The sequence below is a fragment of the Bacteroides sp. 1_1_30 genome (assembly GCF_020982715.1).
GTDB classification, from domain to species: Bacteria; Bacteroidota; Bacteroidia; order Bacteroidales; family Bacteroidaceae; genus Bacteroides; species Bacteroides xylanisolvens.
On sequence record NZ_JAJKHN010000106.1, the window covers coordinates 1 to 18,826 of the forward strand.

Here is an 18,826-nt window from a genome sequence, read left to right on the forward strand (position 1 = left end):
AAACAAGAGTCGTATGATTTTCTCACACGACTCTTGTTTGTAATTTAATATATAGCCTTTGATTGTTTATAACTTTTCAATCTCCTCCGGTGATAGTCCGGTAGCTTTATGGATGGCTGTTATGTCTACTCCTAATGACTTTAAATTATTAGCAATTTCTAATCTTTCTTCCATTTTTCCTTCCATTTTTCCTTCCATGCGTCCCTCCATACGCCCTTCCAGTTTTGCTCCATCTAATACATCATTTTGTATCATGATGGCACTAAGGTGCTCGTCGTAGGCATGTCTTTCTTCCTTGGACATATTGTAATAGATAAGTTTCTGGCGTGCTTCTTCCAGACCAGGGGCTGTTGTATCGGGGCGAATGCAACCGGTTTTCAAGTATTCAATCCACTCTTCCAATGGAGTGACAGCCACTTTATCGAATTCATTCACACGAATCAAGAAATACTCCGGAAAGATTTCTGCCGGAATCTTATGGACGATGGCGTCTTTTTCTTTAGTAGTTACTTCCAGTCTGTCTCCTGTATGTACTCCGATAAAGTGGTTTTGTCCATGATACAAATAATCTTCTCCCTTGCCGATATCGAAGTATAGAATACTGATAGAGTATATTTTTTTCACCGCATAGTAGCGTTCTCCTAAAGAAATATGTTCAGTGATTGCTTTTGCCACTCCGTATAAGATACGTTCCAGATAATAGAGCTCCCGTGTATTTTGGATCTCTACAATAATGATTTCGTCTTTACTGTTTCTGGCTTTAATATCTACCCGGTTGAATTTATCATCGATTGTTTGTTGGTTGCTTTCACTTTCCAATATCTCTATGATTTTCACGTTTTCACCGAGAAGGACAGTCAAGAAACCTTCTAATACGCCGAAATTTGCTTTTTGGCGGAGAAGTCTTTTCACAGCCCAGTCAAAGCGTACATATTTGTCTTGTTGTTCCATATCAATTTAATTTTTAGGTTATTGCAAAGCTACGACTTTTTTTTAGATAATGGCTACTCTTTGAGTTTATATTTTTTGTGAATGAATCTGTGCATATTTGACAAATTCATCAGAAGGCAATTTAAATTATTCCATAGTAGAGAGTTAATTATTAACGCTGTCATATTTTAGTATTCCCTTTTATGTAACTTAAAGTAGGAGTAAAAATGTGGCAGCGTTTTAGGTTGAAAATTTTAGGTAGTTATTATTCTTTGTTTTTTTGTGTCACTTCAATGTCTTCCGGCTAAATAGCTTTAGTATATGCTTTTGCATCATTGCCGTTTTCTGTATAGTCTTTCGCTATATCCCCTTTGCCTTCATTAAACTTCCAATAGGCTTTTAAACCTGTAGTTTGAGGATCGACATCATACATATTCTTGTAAATTTCTTCTTGTGAACGTATTACGTTCCATATGCGTACTTCGCAGATTTCACCATTTAATTGACGAGTCATATTCTCTGGCTCACCATAGGAGTGTCCTATTTTAAACATAAAGTCTTTGCTTCGGTGTTATAAGTCACGGCTACATGATACCATTCGCTTGGTTGCAACAATTTTCCTTCGTTTGCTTTGGGGAATTGTATAAAACTTATAATATTTAGCGTCCAGTATTGCATAATTGGTGCTGAGACGCGCGTTATAATAACCTAATCAACGAAGGATCTACCTGAAAATTAACATCAATATATTGTTCGGCAGGATATGCCAACACAGCAGAAAGCTATTGCTACCCTGTTTGTTTGAGATTATTAAATGTGGAATTAGCTACATTCTTCACTTTGTCGCATCTATATATGGCATTGTCAAAAGGGAATTGTTTATGAAAAAAAGATGAATAAAATAGTGACGCTATCCACTGCGGATGGCGTCACCATATGAGTGGGATAGTGACGGTATCATGATGGGATAGCGTCACTATTTTTAAGTTTGTTTTTTACCAGTTTCTTTTCACTGTACGGTAACCATAACCGATGATTACAAGGAAGCAGATGAAGGGTAGAATGAATGAAACATTGACAGCCGGCAACCAGGCGATTTGTTTCAGGTCAATGATACTTGCCTGTAGCGGTGGAAGAACAGAACCTCCCAGGATAGCCATGATAAGGCCTGCAGCTCCAAACTTAGCATCATCTCCCATGCCTTTCAAGGCAATACCGTAGATGGTAGGGAACATCAATGACATGCAAGCCGATACTGCTACAAGGCAATACATTCCGAAGATATTTTGAAGGAAGATTACGCCTAAAGTGAAAATACCTCCGAAGATAGCGAGGATCATCAGCAATTTACCAGCATTGAGATAGCGCAGAATGAATGTGCAAATGAAACGGCTGATACAAAATATCACCATTGCTATGATATTATATTGTTGTGATAGCACTTCCGCACTTTTCTCGTCCATGCCCTGTGACATGAACAAGCGTGTTCCATACTGAATGATGAAAGTCCAGCACATAATTTGCGCGCCTACATAGAAGAATTGAGCAATTACCCCTTCACGATAACGCGTTTGGGTGAAAATGCGTTTCAGTGTAGGAAAGAAATCTATTCTATGATTTTGATCTCCATTTTTCGGCATCTTGACGAATCGTATCAGAAGTAACATAGCCACAATGATAAGTCCGATAATGAGATAAGGAGCAATCAGGACGCTAAGATCACTTTCTTTAATTGCTTGAAATTCACTGTCGTTAAGCAATGCACGGTCTTCGGTACACATCGGATGTAACTTCGCTTGAATGAACTGCATGGCTACATACATTCCGAGAAGTGACCCCATCGGATTGAAAGACTGTGCAAGGTTCAAACGCCGGGTAGCTGTTTCTTCCGTTCCCATAGAAAGAATATACGGGTTACAGCTTGTCTCGAGGAAGGACAATCCGCAGGTCAGGATGAAATAGGCAATCAAAAACGGATAATATTCTCCCGTCATTTTGGCGGGGAAGAATAAAAATGCTCCGAAAGCATACATTCCCAGTCCTAACAAAACACCGGCTTTGTAGGAATATTTGCGGATGAATATGGCAGCCGGGAAAGCCATTGCAAAGTACCCTCCATAGAAGGCAACCTGTACTAATGCTCCGTCGGTAGCACTCATCCGGAAAATCTTGGAGAATGCCTTTACCATCGGATTGGTTATATCATTGGCAAATCCCCATAATGCAAAACATGAGGTAATGAGAACAAAAGGTATAAGATAACTGATGCCATCTTTCGAGAGGATGGACTGTTTGGGGTGTTTCATGGTTGTTTCTGGTATTTTTTAAGTGTTATACAAATGGAACATTCTCTCCATCGGTTTCCATTTCTCTGCGGAACTCATTCCGGGAGCGGCTTGCTGGAATATGGCCATATATTCTTCCCACTCCTGTTGGCGGGGAAGCGTGTTCAGGCGTTCCATTGCTGTGTCCCAGTCAAAATCAAGGGGAGTTTCGACAATCATAAACAGTCGTGTTCCCAAGATATAAATTTCCATTTCCAGAATACCGACTTCCCGGATCCCGGCTAGGATTTCGGGCCATGCTTCCGCCTGGCTATGTCTTTTCCGATATTCAGCGATCAGTTCCGGAGAATCGCGTAAATCGAGGGTTTGGCAATATCGTTTGACGGGAACGTCATAAGATTGAACCTGATAACCGGTTTTGAGTGTTTCCATATACTTTTATTTTTTAGGGTAATATACTTGTGGTGTAACGCTACGAGTTACAATCTCTCTCAATTCACGGAGATCGGCTATTTCTCCTTTTGCCATAGCCTGTGTCAGAATGTTTCCCATTGCAGTAGCTTCTACCGGACCTGCATAAACGGGAATACCGAGTTCGTCAGCTGTCAGTTGGTTGAGTAATTGGTTTTGTGATCCTCCGCCGATGATGTTTAGCTGACGGATCGGAGAGGGGAGGCAACGGTTGAGCTGTTCCACCGCCTGCCGATATTTGAAAGCTAATGACTGGAGTACACATCTCACAATTTCTGCTTTGTTTTTCGGCACTTGCAAAGCATGATGCCGACAATAATGAATAAGAGCGTTTTCCATATTTTCCGGATTCATGAATGTTGCGTCATCCACAGGGATAATGGTCGCAATCTGTGCTTCGGCAGCTTGCGGGATGATTATATCATAATTTTGTTCTTCGCCACATGCTTTCCATTCACTCATCAAGCGTTGCAAAATCCATAGTCCTGTTATATTCTGTAGGAAACGGATTTTGCCGTCTACGCCTCCTTCATTGGTGAATTGAGCTTTTCTTGCTTCTTCCGTCAATATGGGTTCATCCACTTCCACTCCCAGTAGCGACCAAGTGCCGGAACTAAGGAAAGCGATAGGACTTTCTACGGCAGGAACAGCGGCGACGGCACTGGCTGTGTCGTGTGAACCGACGGCAATAACGTCTACGATACCCAGTCCCGTTTCGCGGGCAATATCCTCTTTCAGAGTCCCCCTGATTGTTCCGGGGAGAATAATCTCACCGAACAGATGTTCGGGAAGACCTAAGGCGCGTATGATATCCATTGACCAGTTCCGCGATTGGGCATCGAGTAATTCGGAGGTGGAGGCAATGCAATATTCATTATTGGCTACTCCTGTCAGGAAATAGCTGAAGAGGTCGGGCATGAATAAAAGTTGCCGGGCAACTTCCAACTGCGCATCTTGATGCTGTTCCATGCTGTAAAGTTGAAACAGCGTATTGATAGCCATCACCTGAATACCGGTGTCGGCATAGTGTTGGCGTTCATCCAGTAGCTTGAATACTTCTTCCGGTATTCCTTCTGTTCTTGCGTCCCGATAACAGACTGGATTTCCTAACAGGTTTCCATGTTTGTCAATCAGTCCGAAATCCACTCCCCAGGTGTCAATACCAATACTTTTTACGGCATATCCTTTTTGTGCAGCCAGTTTCAGTCCGGTCTTCATATCTTCGAACAGTGCCGGGAAATCCCAGTAGATATGATTTCCTAGTTTGACCTGTCGATTGCAAAAGCGGTATACTTCTTCCAACTCCAGTTTACCATGGTGAAGGAAGCCGGCGATAATTCGTCCACTTCCGCCTCCGAAGTCTGCTGCTAAATAAGTGTGTTTGATGGTATCTTTCATGGTATATTGCCCGGATATTAGTTGGTTTTCTTTCCTAATACGTAGATTTCCAGGTCTTCAATTTCTGCCGGTGTGAGTACTGAATAATCACCGCCGGATTGAACGATGATGCGGCAAGCCATTTCAAAGAAGGTGGCCCGTTCGTATACTTGGTCGAAGTCTTTTCCGCATACCACTTGCCCGTGGTTGGTCAGTAAAACCGAGTTATGCTTTAACATGGCTTCTACCACAGCTTTTGCCAGTTCCGGTGATCCGGGACGATAATACGGAATCACAGGTATTTCCGAACCTACATGACAGGGAATTTCTGCTGTTACATTGAAATTTGTCGGTTTGTTCTTCATGCAGGAGACAGCCGTGGCATATTCCGATTGAAAGTGGAGAACGACATTGACGTCCGGACGTTCGCGGAGAATCCCTAAATGGAATGTACTTTCCATAGAAGGTTTTACACCATTGGTAGGAGCGCCGCTGGCAATATGGCAGATAGAGACTTTTTCTTTGCCAAGTGTGGGAACCCAGGAACCCGTACCGGAAATCAATGCTTCTTCGCCGATTCTCCAGGAAAGGTTACCGCTGCTGCAAAGCATTAACTTTGCATCTCCGTAACGGTGTGCTTGTTCGATGAACTGTTCGATATGTTCGTTGGTAATCATAATTGCAAAGATAAAAAAATTAGAATTAAGTGAGTCGAAATTGCTTTTATTTAGACATAAGAACAAAAGAACATAAGGTCTGCGCTAATAGAATTATTTATAGCTGTTTATTGAAGTTGTTTTATCTTTTGTCCTTATGTTCTTTTGTCTGAATTAAAATTATTTGTAGATAGGACCGTAAGTGGTACAAGCTCTGTAATCCGCTCCTTCCTTATCCATGCCGAAGGCGTTCCAAGCTGCCGGACGGAATATTTCGTTGTCCTCTACATTGTGCATGCATACCGGGATGCGGAGCATGGAAGCAAGAGTGATTAAGTCCTGACCGATGTGTCCATAACTGATGGCTCCATGATTGGCTCCCCAGTTATTCATTACTGAATATACATCTTTGAAAGCAGGTTTTTCACACAGACGCGGTACAAACCAGGTGGTAGGCCATGTCGGGTCTGTACGCATATTCAGTTTTTGGTGGATTTCCGGGTCTATTTCCACTGTCCATCCTTCTGCGATTTGCAGGACAGGGCCTAAGCCTTTAATCAGGTTGAGGCGCATCATGGTTACGGGCATGCCACCTTTTGACAGGAAGTTGGAAGAGAAACCACCGCCACGGAAGTAGTCACGGTCTGCCGGATACCAGGTAGTTGCTTTCAGGCAGTTTTCTACGTCAGCGTCCGTCAGGTTCCATGGTTCTTTCATAACCGGATTGCCTGCCGCGTCTAATGATTGGCCGGAACCGTCGAGAGTCGTTGCGCCGGAATTGATAAGATGAATGATACCATTTGCTGCCAATCCGCTCAATTCTTTGCCGGTTACACGTTTCACTGCTTCAGGACTCCAGTAAGTACGTACGTCGGAGAATATTTGGGCGCGGTTGGTCAATAAATGTCCGAACAGCATAGCTACGCCGTTGCAGGCATCGTTCTCGGTAGCTACGATAAATGCTTCACGAATACCGTTCCAGTCAAAAGAAGTGTTGAGCAGAGCTTCCGGATAGTCACCGTTAGGATAGAAGTCTGTCCATTGGCGTTGTCCTTGGAAACCGGCTGCAATGGCATTGTGTCCCAAGGCTTCTTCCTTGAATCCCATTTCTTTCAATTTGGGATTTCCGGTCATCAAGTCGCGCATGATAATCGTCATCTTTACAATGAATTCCCAATCAGCATCTTTCTGTTCACGGGTTTTACGTTTTTCAGGACGGTTCTTGAAGTCTTCACCTTCGTTTGTCTTGCAATTTTTTTCAGTCCAGGCCATGGCTTTGGCGTATTCTTCGTGGTCATAGATGCCTTCGTCCATTCGACGGATGATTTCTGTGAGGTCTATTGACTCATTACGCATTCCCAGATACTCTTGGAAGAAATCAGGATTAACGATGGAACCGGCGATACCCATAGATACACTACCCATTGACAGGTAAGATTTGCCTCTCATCGTAGCTACTGCCTGTGCGGCACGTGCAAAGCGAAGAATCTTTTCCGATACATCTTCAGGGATTGTGTTGTCGTTCAAATCTTGAACGTCGCGTCCGTAGATACCGAATGCGGGAAGGCCTTTTTGTGCGTGTCCGGCAAGTACAGCAGCAAGGTATACAGCTCCCGGACGTTCTGTGCCGTTGAATCCCCAGACAGCTTTCGGATAATGCGGGTTCATATCCATCGTTTCAGCACCGTAGCACCAGCAAGAAGTAACAGTAATGGTAGAACCGACCCCTTCTCTTTCGAACTTCTCCGCACAAGCGGCACTTTCGGCTACGCGTCCGATCGTGCTATCGGCTATAACACATTCTACCGGACTGCCATCACCGTTTTTCAGGTTGCTGCTGATTAACTCGGCTACTGCTTTTGCCAAATTCATTGTTTTCTCTTCAAGGCTTTCGCGAACGCCACCCTGGCGACCATCAATTGTGGGACGAATCCCGATTTTCGGATACTTTTTCATGGTTTCTATCTATTAAATGATTAATTAATATCTGTGCTGAACTGTGCTGATGATTTCGCAAAAAAAATTAAAGCGACTTTCGAAGTCTTACTTCCGTCGGCAAGAACTTCTGCACCGGTACATTATTGAGAACAAAATTGGCTGCTTCATTTCCCATCTTTTCCCAATCAATACTCAATGAGGTTATTCCTTCGTCAATCACTTCATAGGAAGGAATATCATTGTAAGCCAACAGGCCAAAATCTTTTCCGCATTTCAGCCCTTCCAATCTTCCTTGTTTCACCACCTTTACTACGTCTTGTTGTTTGATGGCGATATAGGCAACTCCCTTACGTACAATCAGGTTCTCAATATCCTCCTGTATTTCACAGAGAAATCCCTGTTCCTGGCAGAAACGGGTAAAATACACCTTACTGCTTTGGGGGTGCTTCAGGCTTTTTGGAAACAGAAAAACGAGCTGGCGATAATTCTTCAACTTTTCCTTGAGCTGATTCAATGCCTGAAAGAAAGATTCATCAAAATCCTGGCAGATATATGAATACTTTTCTTTTTCAAATTTGCCGAAATCGAGAAGTAATAATCTTGAAGGATTAATTTTATTGAGAACAGTGCTGAATTTCTCGTTATCGAAATTCATCACGATGTATTTGTTGTATTTTCCGATGGATTCCCGGAGGATCGTATTGAACAACCGTTCGTTGTATTGATGAAACAATAAGTCTACCTTATAGTTAATAGGCAGATGTCTGACGAAACTATTGTATAAGGCTTCTTTGAAAGGAGTATATTGGTCGAGCAGCAATAAGACATTGGTCACCTGGCTCGTCACATAATAACCCTTGCCGGGAGTGGAGTCAATCAAGCCTCGTTCGCGTAAATCAAGGAAAGCCTTGAAAACTGTATCACGTGATACTCCGTATTGAGCGCTTAACTGATTGATGGAAGGCAAAGAATCTCCTTCAAGAAATTCTTTCCTGGAAATCGCCTGGCTAAGTGCGTCCGCTAGTTGCGTAACCTTGCTTGCCTGTTGTCCGAATGTTGCCTTTTTATCAGTTCGTTTCATATTCGAAAAATAAGTAATACTATGCTGAACTATGCTGATGCAAAGAAAGGCATTTTATTCTGAACGGAATAAATAATTTGATATGTTTTATAGCAGAAAGTAATAAAAAAAATCCCCTCCGGCGGACCGGAGAGGATTTATTGCTTTTTCCTAATTTCTTGTTCGGAATCTGCTGAAATTTATTCAGCAGCAGCTTCTGTTGCAGGAGCTTCTTCAGCCGGAGCTGTGGCAGCTTCTTCTGCAGGTGCTTCAGCAGCCGCTTTTTCAGCAGCTTCAGCAGCTTTCTTTTCAGCGAGTGCTTTTGCTTTCACTTCGTTGATTTTCTTTTCTGCTTCCAAACGTGCTTTAGCTTCAGCTTTCTTAGCTTCGTCTTGTTTAGCTTTCAAAGTAGCCAAACCTGACTGTTTGTTGTTTTTCCAAGCTTCGAATTTAGCTTCTGCTTCTGCTTCTCCGAATGCGCCTTTTGCTACACCGCCCAGAAGATGTTTCTTCATGTAAACTCCTTCACGAGAAAGGATGTTACGTACAGTGTCACTTGGTTGTGCACCTTTCAGTACCCATGCCAATGCAGCGTCGAAATTCAAATCTACTGTAGCAGGATTGGTGTTAGGGTTGTAAGTACCAATCTTCTCAATAAATTTACCATCACGTGGTGCTCTGCTGTCTGCAATTACAATTGAATAGAACGCGTAACTTTTACGTCCGTGTCTTTGCAATCTGATTCTAGTTGCCATTTTAAATAATTGTTTTTAATGATTGATTTGAATTATGCTATTATCTCGTAATAGCGGGCACAAAGATACGGCTTTTCTTTTGATTGACAAACATTTCGCATCTTTTTTACGAATACCGTTTCGGATAGCGGAACAAGATTGCTAGTAAGGCGCATGCTCCCATTGTAAACGGATAATAGAGATTGCCGATGATACTGATGGGGGAGATGCTGGCAAGTCCCGCTGCAATCAGCATCTGCGCTCCGTATGGAATAATCCCTTGTATCAGGCAGGAGAAAGTATCGAGGATACTGGCTGCTTTTCTTCGGTCGAGATGGAATTTCACGGCAATATCTTTGGCAATCGGTCCTGTTGTGATAATGGCAATCGTGTTGTTGGCAGTACATAAGTTGGCGATACTTACCAGGGCTGCGATGCTTAGTTCGGCTCCTCTTTTACCATTGACGTGGCGGGTGAGTTTTCGGATAATGAAATCGATACCGCCGTTATAACGGATTGTTTCGAGCATCCCTCCGGCCAGCAGAGTGATAATAATCAGTTCTCCCATTCCTGTAATTCCTGTTCCCATGGCACCAAACCAGTCGAAGATCCCGAAGCTGCCGGTCGCAATGCCAATGATGCCACTTGTCAATATACCTATTATGAGTACGAGCATCACGTTCATTCCGGCAATGGCTGTTCCTAATACTATTATATAAGGTATAACTTTGATCCATTCAATGGTCTGTGTTTGGGTGGGGGCTGTAATGGATAGTCCCTGAAATATGTAAATTCCCAACACAATGATGGCTGCCGGGACGACAATCATAGAATTTACACGGAATTTATCGCGCATTACACATTCCTGGGTTTTTGTCGAAGCGATGGTGGTGTCGGAGATAAAAGATAAGTTGTCTCCGAAAAAAGAACCGCCTACTACGACGGCTACCATAAAGGGGAGAGCTATTTCAGTTTTTTCTGCCAGTCCTACGGCAACGGGAGTAAGGGCGACAATAGTTCCCACACTGGTTCCGATGGATAAAGAGATGAAACAGGCGGCAATAAAGATACCTGCCAGCAATAAATTGTCAGGAAGAATATGCAGCGTCAGATTGACGGTGGCATCGATTGCACCCATTTGCTTTGCGCTTTGGGCAAAAGCTCCGGCAAGGATGAATATCCATATCATCAGGAGGATATTCTTATTGGCAGCTCCTACCGAGAATTGATAGATACGTTGGTCTAGTTTTAAGCCGCGTGTAATGGCGATGGCATAACAGGAAGAGACGAGGAAGGCCACTGTGATAGGTACTTTATAAAAGTCGTTGACGAGGATAGAAGTTACCAGATAGAGGCAAAGGAATACGAGTAACGGGCTTAATGCCCACCAGTTTCCGGGACGGTCTTTATGTATTTTTTCTTCAGTCATAAATGGACGTTGGGTATTTGTTTTATTCTAAAATCAAAATAGCGATGCAAAAGTAGTGTTTTTCACAGGAAGTGGCAAAAAGGAAGTCGAAAGAAGGCATTATTTCATTGATCTTTCTATAGATGAGGGAGACACTCCATAGAAAAAAAGTATAACCTGTTCCTACTATTGATAAGTAGGGCAGGTTCTTTTTATTATTTCTTATTGATTTAAGCGCAAGGGATGTGTGAACCAGAAACGGCTGCCGACTCCTATTTCGGATTCGGCACCGATAGTGCCGCCAAGATGTTCGATGATACTTCTGCAAATAGATAGACCTAAGCCCGTGCCTTTTGAAAAAGAGTTGAGTTTTACAAATCGGTCGAACACCTGATCTACTTTATCGGGTGCAATCCCCATACCTGTGTCTGTGACAGCGAATTCTATCTCATTACTTTCTGCTTTATGGCGATATTCCAACATAATCTGCCCTTCATTTGTAAATTTGAGAGCATTATTTATGAAATTGGTAATAACCTGCATTAAACGTTTTTTGTCTGTGTAAATATAATATTCAGGTAAATCCGGAGCCAGCAAAACGGGTACGGGTTTATCTTCTTTTATATCATAATTGCGCATTATATCTTCGCAGAAGCTCTTGATATCCAGGTGATCCATGGTGAAGTCGAGTGTTCCGGCTTCTATTTTCGATAAATCGAGAATATCGGAAATCAACTGCAAAAGAAGTTCTGTGTTTTCCTGCATAATGTCAACATAATCCTGACGTTCTTTTTTGTCGTCCGATTCAACCAACAGACTTGCAAAACCAACAATCGCATTTAGTGGAGTGCGGATTTCGTGACTCATGTTAGCGAGAAAGGCTGATTTTAAGCGGTCCAGATTTTCTGCTTTTTCTTTGGCTACTCTTAGTTCTTCTTCAATCGTTTTTTGATGGTTGATATCGACACTGGTTATAACATGTGCTATTTGTCCGTCAATCCAGGCAAATGCTGCGCTGAATACCCGGAACCAACATTTGTCAAACGGGCGTTGGTAGTCCCAGGAGTAGACTTTGGTAGGTTGCCCGTTTTCGTCAATCAAATGTTTTTTAGGACAAAATTCACATTCTCCGGTTTTATCTTTATAAAGAGCCTGCCAGCATTTTTTTCCTTCAAAATGTTCGATGCCTCCATAAGGAGCGGCCATAGATTCATTGGCATATAGCATATCATGAGAATCAAAAGAATTCACATAAATGTCAACTCCCATATTATTCATGATGCTGCTTAATGTCTTGCTTGCCCGCACTTCTCTTTCTTTATATTCCCGCACTGCTATTTCCTTGGAGAGGGAGCCTAAAATGAGATGAATCACTTGAAGTTCTTCATCGGTGAAGGATATTGCATGTTCTCTGTCTCCAAATCCGATGAATCCGATAATTTTCCCTTCGGAGTCTTGGATTTGCCGGATTAGTAATGAGTCGACTTTATAAAAATCCACGATGTCTACATCATTCCAAGAAGTATTTTGGTTTCTGCAAGCATAAAAAGGTTTGTTTTTTCCATTTATGCGCGCAGCATGTTGATTGGTCATTTCGCTGATTTCAAAACGTTGTCGCAGGATGTTGTCGCTATTTCCGACAGTTTCCTTTAGATAAAAGTAGCGAAATCCATCAGTTTGGTAAATGAATCCTCTTTTAAAACCATAGTATTCGCAAATATCTGTAAGTGATTCTGTGATTTTGTTTTCAATAGATTCACAGCCATTCAATCTTTCTAAAAAATGAAGTAAAAATGCATTATAATTTTCTTTTTCTCTGGTCATATTGTTTTAGGCATCTTGTTTGGTTATTTAAACTCGAAAGGAGTATGCTGTTTATCTCTTTCAAATCTTCAAGCTGCTAATATACGGACTTTTTTAAAAATGATGAACGCTGTTTCGGATTTTTGTAATGTTCCGTTTTTCTTTTTCTTGGTGCGAAAAGATAATGTAATATATGATATTTCCGTTGGATTTTAGTTAACTAACAACAGTATTTTGAGAAATAAAGAGGTGGGATTGTACGGATTTATTAAATAAAACGTTGTTTGGGGAAGTTAGTCAGTCTTAGAATTTTTCGAACTTGTAAGTAATTGATTACTAATGCATAATAAATGGTGTGTTTTTCCTTTAAAACCAATGGGTCGCTCCTTTAAAAGAAACGACCCGTTGCACACCGAGAAACACACCGTTCCTTTTAAACGAACGTGCTTTTTCATCTTCGGATACGTGAATTTAAATAATAATGTTTATATTTATTGTTTTATATCTGCGCAGCCGGCATTATTTTAATGCTTCGGTAACCTGCGGCATCATTGTCCAAATAGTATTTTCATTTTGAGCGGTGAAGAAGTTACCATCTATCTCTGATTTCTCATCGGTAGCTGTTCCGTTTTGAATAGCTGACTTGGCTAATGGGTGAACTGCTACTTTTTTCCCTTTGGTTATACCGGTAAAGTCAAACATCATTGCACCGGCACAATGTCCGATCATCATTTTCCCTTTATCCCCAAACGTTTTAATGACTTGCATCAAATCTACATTATAAGGCTTATCGGCATTCTGCTGAAATACAGGCACTGCATCGCCACAAGAGAAAACGAGTGCGTCAAACTCATCTTCGTGTCCCTTCAAATTAGCAATCACATCATCCACTGTCAGGCTGATTCCTGAATTTGTTTTAATCTCCTTCGTATCCGATACGGCAAATACTTTATATGAAATGCCATTCTCGAAAAATGCTTCCAAATATTGGAATAATCCACAACCATTTACCGGATTCACTGCTAAAACTGCAACTTTCTTTGCCATAATCATAATTATTTAAATGAAACAATAGTTATTATTAGTAAGTTTGTTACTTTTGTGATGCAAATGTATCTTTCTTGTTTGAGAAATGCAATAACGTACTTGAAAATAAGGAAGTTACATAGAGGTAACTATTGCTGAAACTCAATAAAATACAAAACGTTAAAGAATGAAAAACTTTCATCCGACGGGGAATTGTCCGATAAGAGATGTGCTTAGCCGCTTGGGAGATAAGTGGTCGATGTTGGTGCTTATTACGCTGAACGCAAATGGAACTATGCGTTTTAGTGATATCCATAAAACGATAGAAGACGTCTCTCAAAGAATGTTGACTGTTACATTGCGTACTTTGGAATCAGATGGATTGGTTGAACGGAAAGTATATGCTGAAGTACCTCCTCGTGTGGAGTATTGCCTGACAGATACAGGTGGTACCTTGATTCCTCATATTGAAGGACTGGTGGGATGGGCTTTGGAGAATATGAATATTATTTTGGACCATAGGAAAATGAGTCGGTAACATTTTTATTTTATGACAAAATAGAAAATATGGAGATAAAACTAGTAACTTCAGATAAAAAAGAATTCCTTGATTTATTACTCTTGGCTGATGAACAAGAAAGTATGATTGACCGATATTTGGAACGCGGTGATATGTTTGTTCTTTATGATGACGGGTTGAAAGCTCTTTGTGTGGTGACACGTGAGGGAGAAGGTGTTTATGAAATCAAGAATATTGCTACTGTTCCTTTCTTCCAACGACAGGGGTACGGAAAACGTTTAATAGAGTTTTTATTTGAATATTATCAGGGGAAGTGCTCTGAAATGTTGGTGGGCACAGGAGATGTACCTTCTTCCAGATCATTCTATGAACATTGTGGTTTTGCGATTTCTCACCGGATAAAGAATTTCTTTACTGACAACTACGATCATCCGATGTATGAGGAGGGTGTGCAGTTGGTGGATATGATATATTTGAAGAAAACATTTTAGTGTGTAACGATGGAAATAGATATCAATCGTTTGGTGAAAGAATATGGAAATATGATTTCCATGATTGCTCACCGGATGATTCTGAATAAAGAAATCGCCCGCGAAGCAGCACAGGAAGTGTGGTATGAACTTTGCAAAAGTATCACTAGCTTTAAAGGCGATTCGGAGATTTCTACATGGATATACACTATCGCTCGTCGCACTATTGGCAGATATGCAGCATGTGAAAAGCAGGTGAAAATGTCGGAAATCGAATATTTTCGTTCGTTGCCGGAATTTGAATATTCCGGTGGGGAAGAAGCGAAGCGGGAATGGATAAAAGAAAGGTGCGACTGGTGTATCACCGCTTTAAATCATTGTCTGAATAATGATGCTCGTCTGATTTTTATCTTTAGAGAAAATGTCGGGTTGCCTTATCGGCAGATTGGCGAAATCATGGAACTGAAAGAAAGTAATGTGCGGCAAATCTATAATCGTTCCATTCAGAAAATCACAGCTTTTATGAATGATACTTGCCCGTTATATAATCCCGATGGTGCTTGTAAATGTCGCATTTGCAAACCGGTATATTCTATTGATATGGATAAAGAATATACAATGGTGCAACGAATGATGAGGCTTGCCGATTTATATAGGAAGTTTGAAAAAGAACTACCGAGGAAAAATTATTGGGAGAAATTCTTGCAGTAAGTTGTCACAAAGCTCATTTGCTTTTCCACTAACTATATGTATAATTAAAAAACATATAGTTATGAGTAAAATTGACTTTTTAAAGGAGCAGATTATAGAAGCTCGCACATTTGTGAATCGTTTGATGTCTGAATTGCCGGAAGATTTGTGGTATGTTATTCCTGAAGGAACAGATTCTAACTTTATTTGGCAAGTGGGACATCTGCTTGTTTCACAGAATTTTCATACACTGACAGCTGTTACCGGAGTGAACGAAAAGGTGGGGCGATTAGTGCCTATCCAAAAATATAATAGAATATTCAATGGTATGGGAACATTGCATCGTTCCATAGAAAAGGACTTGATTCCAGTTGCTGAATTGAGAGAACAAACGGAAATAGTTCATCAAATCTGTATCGAGAATCTGGAAACTCTGAATGATGATGTTTTGGCAGAGTGCTTGCAGCCTCTCCCGTTTAAACATCCTGTTGCGGAAACTAAATATGAAGCATTGTCGTGGAGCTTTAAACATGAAATGTGGCACAGTGCAGAAATGGAAGCAATCAAAAGAGAGTTGGGGTATCCAATCGTTTGGATGGAGGGGTAAATATTCGGTTATATTATCTAATTTTTATGAGCTTAAAAAGCTATGCTTTATGACTGCCAAAGCTATGCTTTAAGGATGCTAAAGCATAGCTTTAAAGTGCATTATACATAGGAAGTTTGATTTATTTTCCAAGGCTTCACTTTTTCTTTAAAAACTCTTATTCATCGGTGATAGCGGGTGAAGGGTTTGTATTTCACCCGCCTTTTATTCGGATTTCTTGTACTTCAGTTTTGTTTTGACAATGGGGAGTTATATTAAAATAGTAAGTTTCTTTATGTGAAATTTGTGTGGACGAAATACTATTCGTATTTTTGAATTTACTATTGGTAGAAGTAAGTATATAAGCTTACTTTTAAAAGTAAATAGTTTGAGATATGAGTATATATGCTGCAATTTCGGCTTATATAGTTGTTTCGACTTCATTATCGAAAAAGGCTCTTGTCGAGTTGTCTATAGGAGTAAAATGTTTTTTTAGAAAAGACAGCTGCTGATTGTGATGGTTCTTGGGGCAGATTAGTTATTGAATGTGTAATGAAACACCCAAATGACGCATTGAGGATTGCAATAGGTATTGGTGGAATGAGAATAGTTGATAAAGAACTTGACATGATGGATGGTTATGAATTTATGAAGGTAATTAATGGATGTAGTACTGATAACGACAAAATTTCAAAGGTATGATTAATAAAATTTCGATAAAAGGTCCCGCCAGTTATAAGAATATGGCTGTTTTTGAAACTGACAAGAATATAAACTTGATCTATGGACTTAATGGCTCCGGCAAAAGTACATTGTCAGAATTCCTTAGAAAGAGAACTGATAATGAATACGCAGAATGTTCTATTTCGCCATTGTTAGATGAAGATGCAGAAGAAATTCTCGTTTATAATGAGAACTACGTGAATGATGTGTTCTATAGTTCCGATACTCAAAAAGGAATTTTCTCTTTATCAAAGGAGAATGCAGGAGCTAGAAAAAGAATTGATGCTGCTAATGCTGCATTGCAAGTTGCAAACAGAGATTTTCAAAAACAAGAATTACTACAAGAAAAAGAATTAGAAGCTTGGACTTCAACAAAATCAATATTTGCTAATCGTTTCTGGCAAATTAAAACACAATACACTGGTGGCGATAGAGTTCTGGAGTATTGTTTTACAGGTTTGAAAAGCAGTAAAGAATTATTGCTGAATCATATCGTTGGGTTGGCAAAACCATCTAATAAGCTTGTTGATTCTATTGATCAATTGAAAGAAGAAATACAACGACTGAATGAAGCTAAAGGGACTCAAATCCCACTTATTCAGGAAATCACATTTTCTGCAGGAGGCATTGAAATAGATTCTTTATTTAAAGAGGTTATAACTGGAAATGCTAATAGTCGTGTTGCTAAATTGATAGATAGTCTTCATAATTCGGATTGGGTAAAGGTTGGCTTAAGTTTTGATACAAAAGATATTTGTCCATTTTGTCAGAGGCCATATCTTGACGATGATATAATAGCGGAACTAAGGTCATATTTTAATGAAGATTATGAAAAAGCAGTAGCAGATATAGAGAGTAAGGGAAAGACATACAAAGACTCTATTGATTTAATTCCAGATATTGATGCTTTTACTAATATTCCAATTATCCATGAGTTAGAGCAGACCTTTGCATTGGCCTTTAGAGCATATAAAGAAGCGGTAAACTCTAATCTGATTGAAATACGTAAGAAGTATCAAACCCCAAGTCAAATAGTTGAATTAGAAAATACTTCAACCAAATTAGGTGTTGTTAATAGTATTATACAGCAAGCTAATGCTATTATTGTAGAATTCAATAAAAAAGTGGTAGGTATTGATGGTGAACTTGCTATTATAAAGAAAAAATTCTGGAATAGACTGCGTTATGATTATGATCAATCTGTTACTGACTATAATAATCAAAAGGCTTCTACTGAAAATAAAATACGAGCATGCGAAACTGCAAAACAACATGTTCAAAGTCTGATAGATGAACAAAAGGCGATTATAGAAGCAGAACAGCAAAGCGTTGTAAATATAGAGGAGTCCATTAACCATATAAATACTATGTTGGTTGACATGGGAATAATAGACTTTAAAATCACAAAATGCAGAGAAGAGGGCTTGTATCGTATTGTGAGAGGAGAAGATGGAAATTCTGTATTCAGGACGTTAAGTGAAGGGGAAAGAACTATTATCAGTGTTTTGTATTTTGTGGAAACATGTCAGGGAATACTGGATAGGAGTAAGACGCAGAAGAAGCGTATTATTGTTATTGATGATCCTGTTTCAAGCTTGTCCACTATGTATGTGTTCAACATCGGTAGATTGTTGAAAAACGTTTTTTATCCTGAACTTATTAAGGATAGCACGCAGGAAACTGGCTTCTTAATGAAGCGTAAGTTTGAACAGGTTTTTATTCTAACTCATAGTCTTTATTTTTTCTATGAGATGACGGATATGCGTGAACCACAACGTCACGCGTACCAATCTTTATTCAGGGTTTCTAAATCTGTGGCAGGTAGTAAAATTGAGACTATGCATTATGAACATATTCAAAGTGATTATCATACATATTGGATGACTATCAAAGATCCTGATACGCATCCTGCCTTGATTGCCAATTGCATGAGGAATATTATAGAATATTTCTTCAATTTTGTAGAAAAGAGGGATTTGAATAATGTCTTTATTCAAGATAAATTCAAGCAACCCAAATATCAAGCTTTCCAACGTTATATTAATAGAGAGTCTCATTCTCTTGGTCAAAATATTAATGACTTTAAAGATTTTGATTACAATATATCTGTCTCTTATACACATCTCCGAGCCCACGAGACCATGGCTAA

The 18,826-nt window shown here is 40.0% G+C and carries 18 protein-coding genes; 6 read left to right on the forward strand and 12 right to left on the reverse strand.

The features are described from left to right. Positions 1-66: 66 nt before the first annotated feature. From LPH68_RS22605 to LPH68_RS22660, 12 genes are all read right to left on the reverse strand, one after another. Positions 67-951 carry an Rpn family recombination-promoting nuclease/putative transposase gene (locus LPH68_RS22605; RefSeq protein ID WP_009041011.1) on the reverse strand — a complete coding sequence of 295 codons (885 nt, stop codon included), beginning with the start codon at positions 949-951 and terminating at the stop codon, positions 67-69. Positions 952-1,234: 283 nt separating this feature from the next. Beyond that, the gene (locus tag LPH68_RS22610; protein ID WP_230297158.1) at positions 1,235-1,444 is read right to left on the reverse strand and encodes a hypothetical protein; all 210 of its coding nucleotides are present in this window, start codon (positions 1,442-1,444) and stop codon (positions 1,235-1,237) included. 481 nt (positions 1,445-1,925) lie between these two features. Further along, positions 1,926-3,236 (reverse strand): L-fucose:H+ symporter permease, encoded by a 1,311-nt coding sequence (gene fucP / locus LPH68_RS22615; RefSeq protein ID WP_008640670.1) that lies wholly within the window; start codon positions 3,234-3,236, stop codon positions 1,926-1,928. Between the two features lie 18 nt (positions 3,237-3,254). Continuing rightward, a complete protein-coding gene (locus LPH68_RS22620) occupies positions 3,255-3,647 on the reverse strand; it encodes an L-rhamnose mutarotase (RefSeq protein ID WP_151923729.1) in 393 nt (130 codons plus the stop codon). A gap of 6 nt (positions 3,648-3,653) precedes the next feature. Next, positions 3,654-5,084 (reverse strand): rhamnulokinase family protein, encoded by a 1,431-nt coding sequence (locus tag LPH68_RS22625; protein ID WP_151923728.1) that lies wholly within the window; start codon positions 5,082-5,084, stop codon positions 3,654-3,656. Between the two features lie 17 nt (positions 5,085-5,101). Further along, the gene (locus tag LPH68_RS22630; protein ID WP_009041008.1) at positions 5,102-5,740 is read right to left on the reverse strand and encodes a class II aldolase/adducin family protein; all 639 of its coding nucleotides are present in this window, start codon (positions 5,738-5,740) and stop codon (positions 5,102-5,104) included. Positions 5,741-5,899: 159 nt separating this feature from the next. After that, positions 5,900-7,675, reverse strand: a complete 1,776-nt coding sequence (gene fucI / locus LPH68_RS22635) for an L-fucose isomerase (protein ID WP_151923727.1) — start codon at positions 7,673-7,675, stop codon at positions 5,900-5,902. 67 nt (positions 7,676-7,742) lie between these two features. Further along, the gene (locus LPH68_RS22640; protein ID WP_151923726.1) at positions 7,743-8,738 is read right to left on the reverse strand and encodes a GntR family transcriptional regulator; all 996 of its coding nucleotides are present in this window, start codon (positions 8,736-8,738) and stop codon (positions 7,743-7,745) included. A 179-nt stretch (positions 8,739-8,917) separates the two neighbouring features. Next, positions 8,918-9,472: a 30S ribosomal protein S16 gene (locus LPH68_RS22645; RefSeq protein ID WP_151923725.1), complete on the reverse strand. Its 555-nt coding sequence runs from the start codon at positions 9,470-9,472 to the stop codon at positions 8,918-8,920. Between the two features lie 106 nt (positions 9,473-9,578). Next, positions 9,579-10,880 carry a Na+/H+ antiporter NhaC family protein gene (locus LPH68_RS22650; protein WP_055236262.1) on the reverse strand — a complete coding sequence of 434 codons (1,302 nt, stop codon included), beginning with the start codon at positions 10,878-10,880 and terminating at the stop codon, positions 9,579-9,581. Positions 10,881-11,081: 201 nt separating this feature from the next. Then, positions 11,082-12,683: an ATP-binding protein gene (locus LPH68_RS22655; RefSeq protein ID WP_151923724.1), complete on the reverse strand. Its 1,602-nt coding sequence runs from the start codon at positions 12,681-12,683 to the stop codon at positions 11,082-11,084. Between the two features lie 498 nt (positions 12,684-13,181). Continuing rightward, a complete protein-coding gene (locus LPH68_RS22660) occupies positions 13,182-13,709 on the reverse strand; it encodes a DJ-1/PfpI family protein (protein WP_151921139.1) in 528 nt (175 codons plus the stop codon). Positions 13,710-13,875: 166 nt separating this feature from the next. Here LPH68_RS22660 and LPH68_RS22665 point away from each other — a divergent pair, with 166 nt between their 5' ends. From LPH68_RS22665 to LPH68_RS22690, 6 genes are all read left to right on the forward strand, one after another. Beyond that, on the forward strand, positions 13,876-14,226 hold the full coding sequence (locus LPH68_RS22665) for a helix-turn-helix domain-containing protein (protein WP_004313186.1): 351 nt from the start codon (positions 13,876-13,878) through the stop codon (positions 14,224-14,226). Between the two features lie 29 nt (positions 14,227-14,255). Beyond that, a complete protein-coding gene (locus tag LPH68_RS22670) occupies positions 14,256-14,699 on the forward strand; it encodes a GNAT family N-acetyltransferase (RefSeq protein WP_004313185.1) in 444 nt (147 codons plus the stop codon). A gap of 9 nt (positions 14,700-14,708) precedes the next feature. Beyond that, positions 14,709-15,389: an RNA polymerase sigma factor gene (locus tag LPH68_RS22675; RefSeq protein ID WP_004313184.1), complete on the forward strand. Its 681-nt coding sequence runs from the start codon at positions 14,709-14,711 to the stop codon at positions 15,387-15,389. 61 nt (positions 15,390-15,450) lie between these two features. Further along, on the forward strand, positions 15,451-15,975 hold the full coding sequence (locus LPH68_RS22680) for a DinB family protein (RefSeq protein WP_008640663.1): 525 nt from the start codon (positions 15,451-15,453) through the stop codon (positions 15,973-15,975). 531 nt (positions 15,976-16,506) lie between these two features. Continuing rightward, positions 16,507-16,656, forward strand: coding sequence for a hypothetical protein (locus LPH68_RS22685; RefSeq protein WP_008770608.1), 150 nt, complete (start codon positions 16,507-16,509; stop codon positions 16,654-16,656). Next, the coding region (locus LPH68_RS22690; protein WP_230297159.1) for an AAA family ATPase at positions 16,653-18,826 on the forward strand (2,174 nt) is incomplete at its 3' end. The genes LPH68_RS22685 and LPH68_RS22690, both read left to right, overlap by 4 nt.

What these genes read in the sequence shown, in the direction of transcription:
- LPH68_RS22605 (WP_009041011.1), bottom strand. Translation starts at nt 951, where the DNA reads ATGGAACAACAAGACAAATATGTACGCTTTGACTGGGCTGTGAAAAGA.
- LPH68_RS22670 (WP_004313185.1), top strand. Translation starts at nt 14,256, where the DNA reads ATGGAGATAAAACTAGTAACTTCAGATAAAAAAGAATTCCTTGATTTA.
- LPH68_RS22685 (WP_008770608.1), top strand. Translation starts at nt 16,507, where the DNA reads ATGAAACACCCAAATGACGCATTGAGGATTGCAATAGGTATTGGTGGA.
- LPH68_RS22620 (WP_151923729.1), bottom strand. Translation starts at nt 3,647, where the DNA reads ATGGAAACACTCAAAACCGGTTATCAGGTTCAATCTTATGACGTTCCC.
- LPH68_RS22660 (WP_151921139.1), bottom strand. Translation starts at nt 13,709, where the DNA reads ATGGCAAAGAAAGTTGCAGTTTTAGCAGTGAATCCGGTAAATGGTTGT.
- LPH68_RS22665 (WP_004313186.1), top strand. Translation starts at nt 13,876, where the DNA reads ATGAAAAACTTTCATCCGACGGGGAATTGTCCGATAAGAGATGTGCTT.
- fucP (WP_008640670.1), bottom strand. Translation starts at nt 3,236, where the DNA reads ATGAAACACCCCAAACAGTCCATCCTCTCGAAAGATGGCATCAGTTAT.
- LPH68_RS22625 (WP_151923728.1), bottom strand. Translation starts at nt 5,084, where the DNA reads ATGAAAGATACCATCAAACACACTTATTTAGCAGCAGACTTCGGAGGC.
- LPH68_RS22650 (WP_055236262.1), bottom strand. Translation starts at nt 10,880, where the DNA reads ATGACTGAAGAAAAAATACATAAAGACCGTCCCGGAAACTGGTGGGCA.
- LPH68_RS22655 (WP_151923724.1), bottom strand. Translation starts at nt 12,683, where the DNA reads ATGACCAGAGAAAAAGAAAATTATAATGCATTTTTACTTCATTTTTTA.
- LPH68_RS22645 (WP_151923725.1), bottom strand. Translation starts at nt 9,472, where the DNA reads ATGGCAACTAGAATCAGATTGCAAAGACACGGACGTAAAAGTTACGCG.
- LPH68_RS22610 (WP_230297158.1), bottom strand. Translation starts at nt 1,444, where the DNA reads ATGACTCGTCAATTAAATGGTGAAATCTGCGAAGTACGCATATGGAAC.
- LPH68_RS22630 (WP_009041008.1), bottom strand. Translation starts at nt 5,740, where the DNA reads ATGATTACCAACGAACATATCGAACAGTTCATCGAACAAGCACACCGT.
- fucI (WP_151923727.1), bottom strand. Translation starts at nt 7,675, where the DNA reads ATGAAAAAGTATCCGAAAATCGGGATTCGTCCCACAATTGATGGTCGC.
- LPH68_RS22680 (WP_008640663.1), top strand. Translation starts at nt 15,451, where the DNA reads ATGAGTAAAATTGACTTTTTAAAGGAGCAGATTATAGAAGCTCGCACA.
- LPH68_RS22675 (WP_004313184.1), top strand. Translation starts at nt 14,709, where the DNA reads ATGGAAATAGATATCAATCGTTTGGTGAAAGAATATGGAAATATGATT.
- LPH68_RS22640 (WP_151923726.1), bottom strand. Translation starts at nt 8,738, where the DNA reads ATGAAACGAACTGATAAAAAGGCAACATTCGGACAACAGGCAAGCAAG.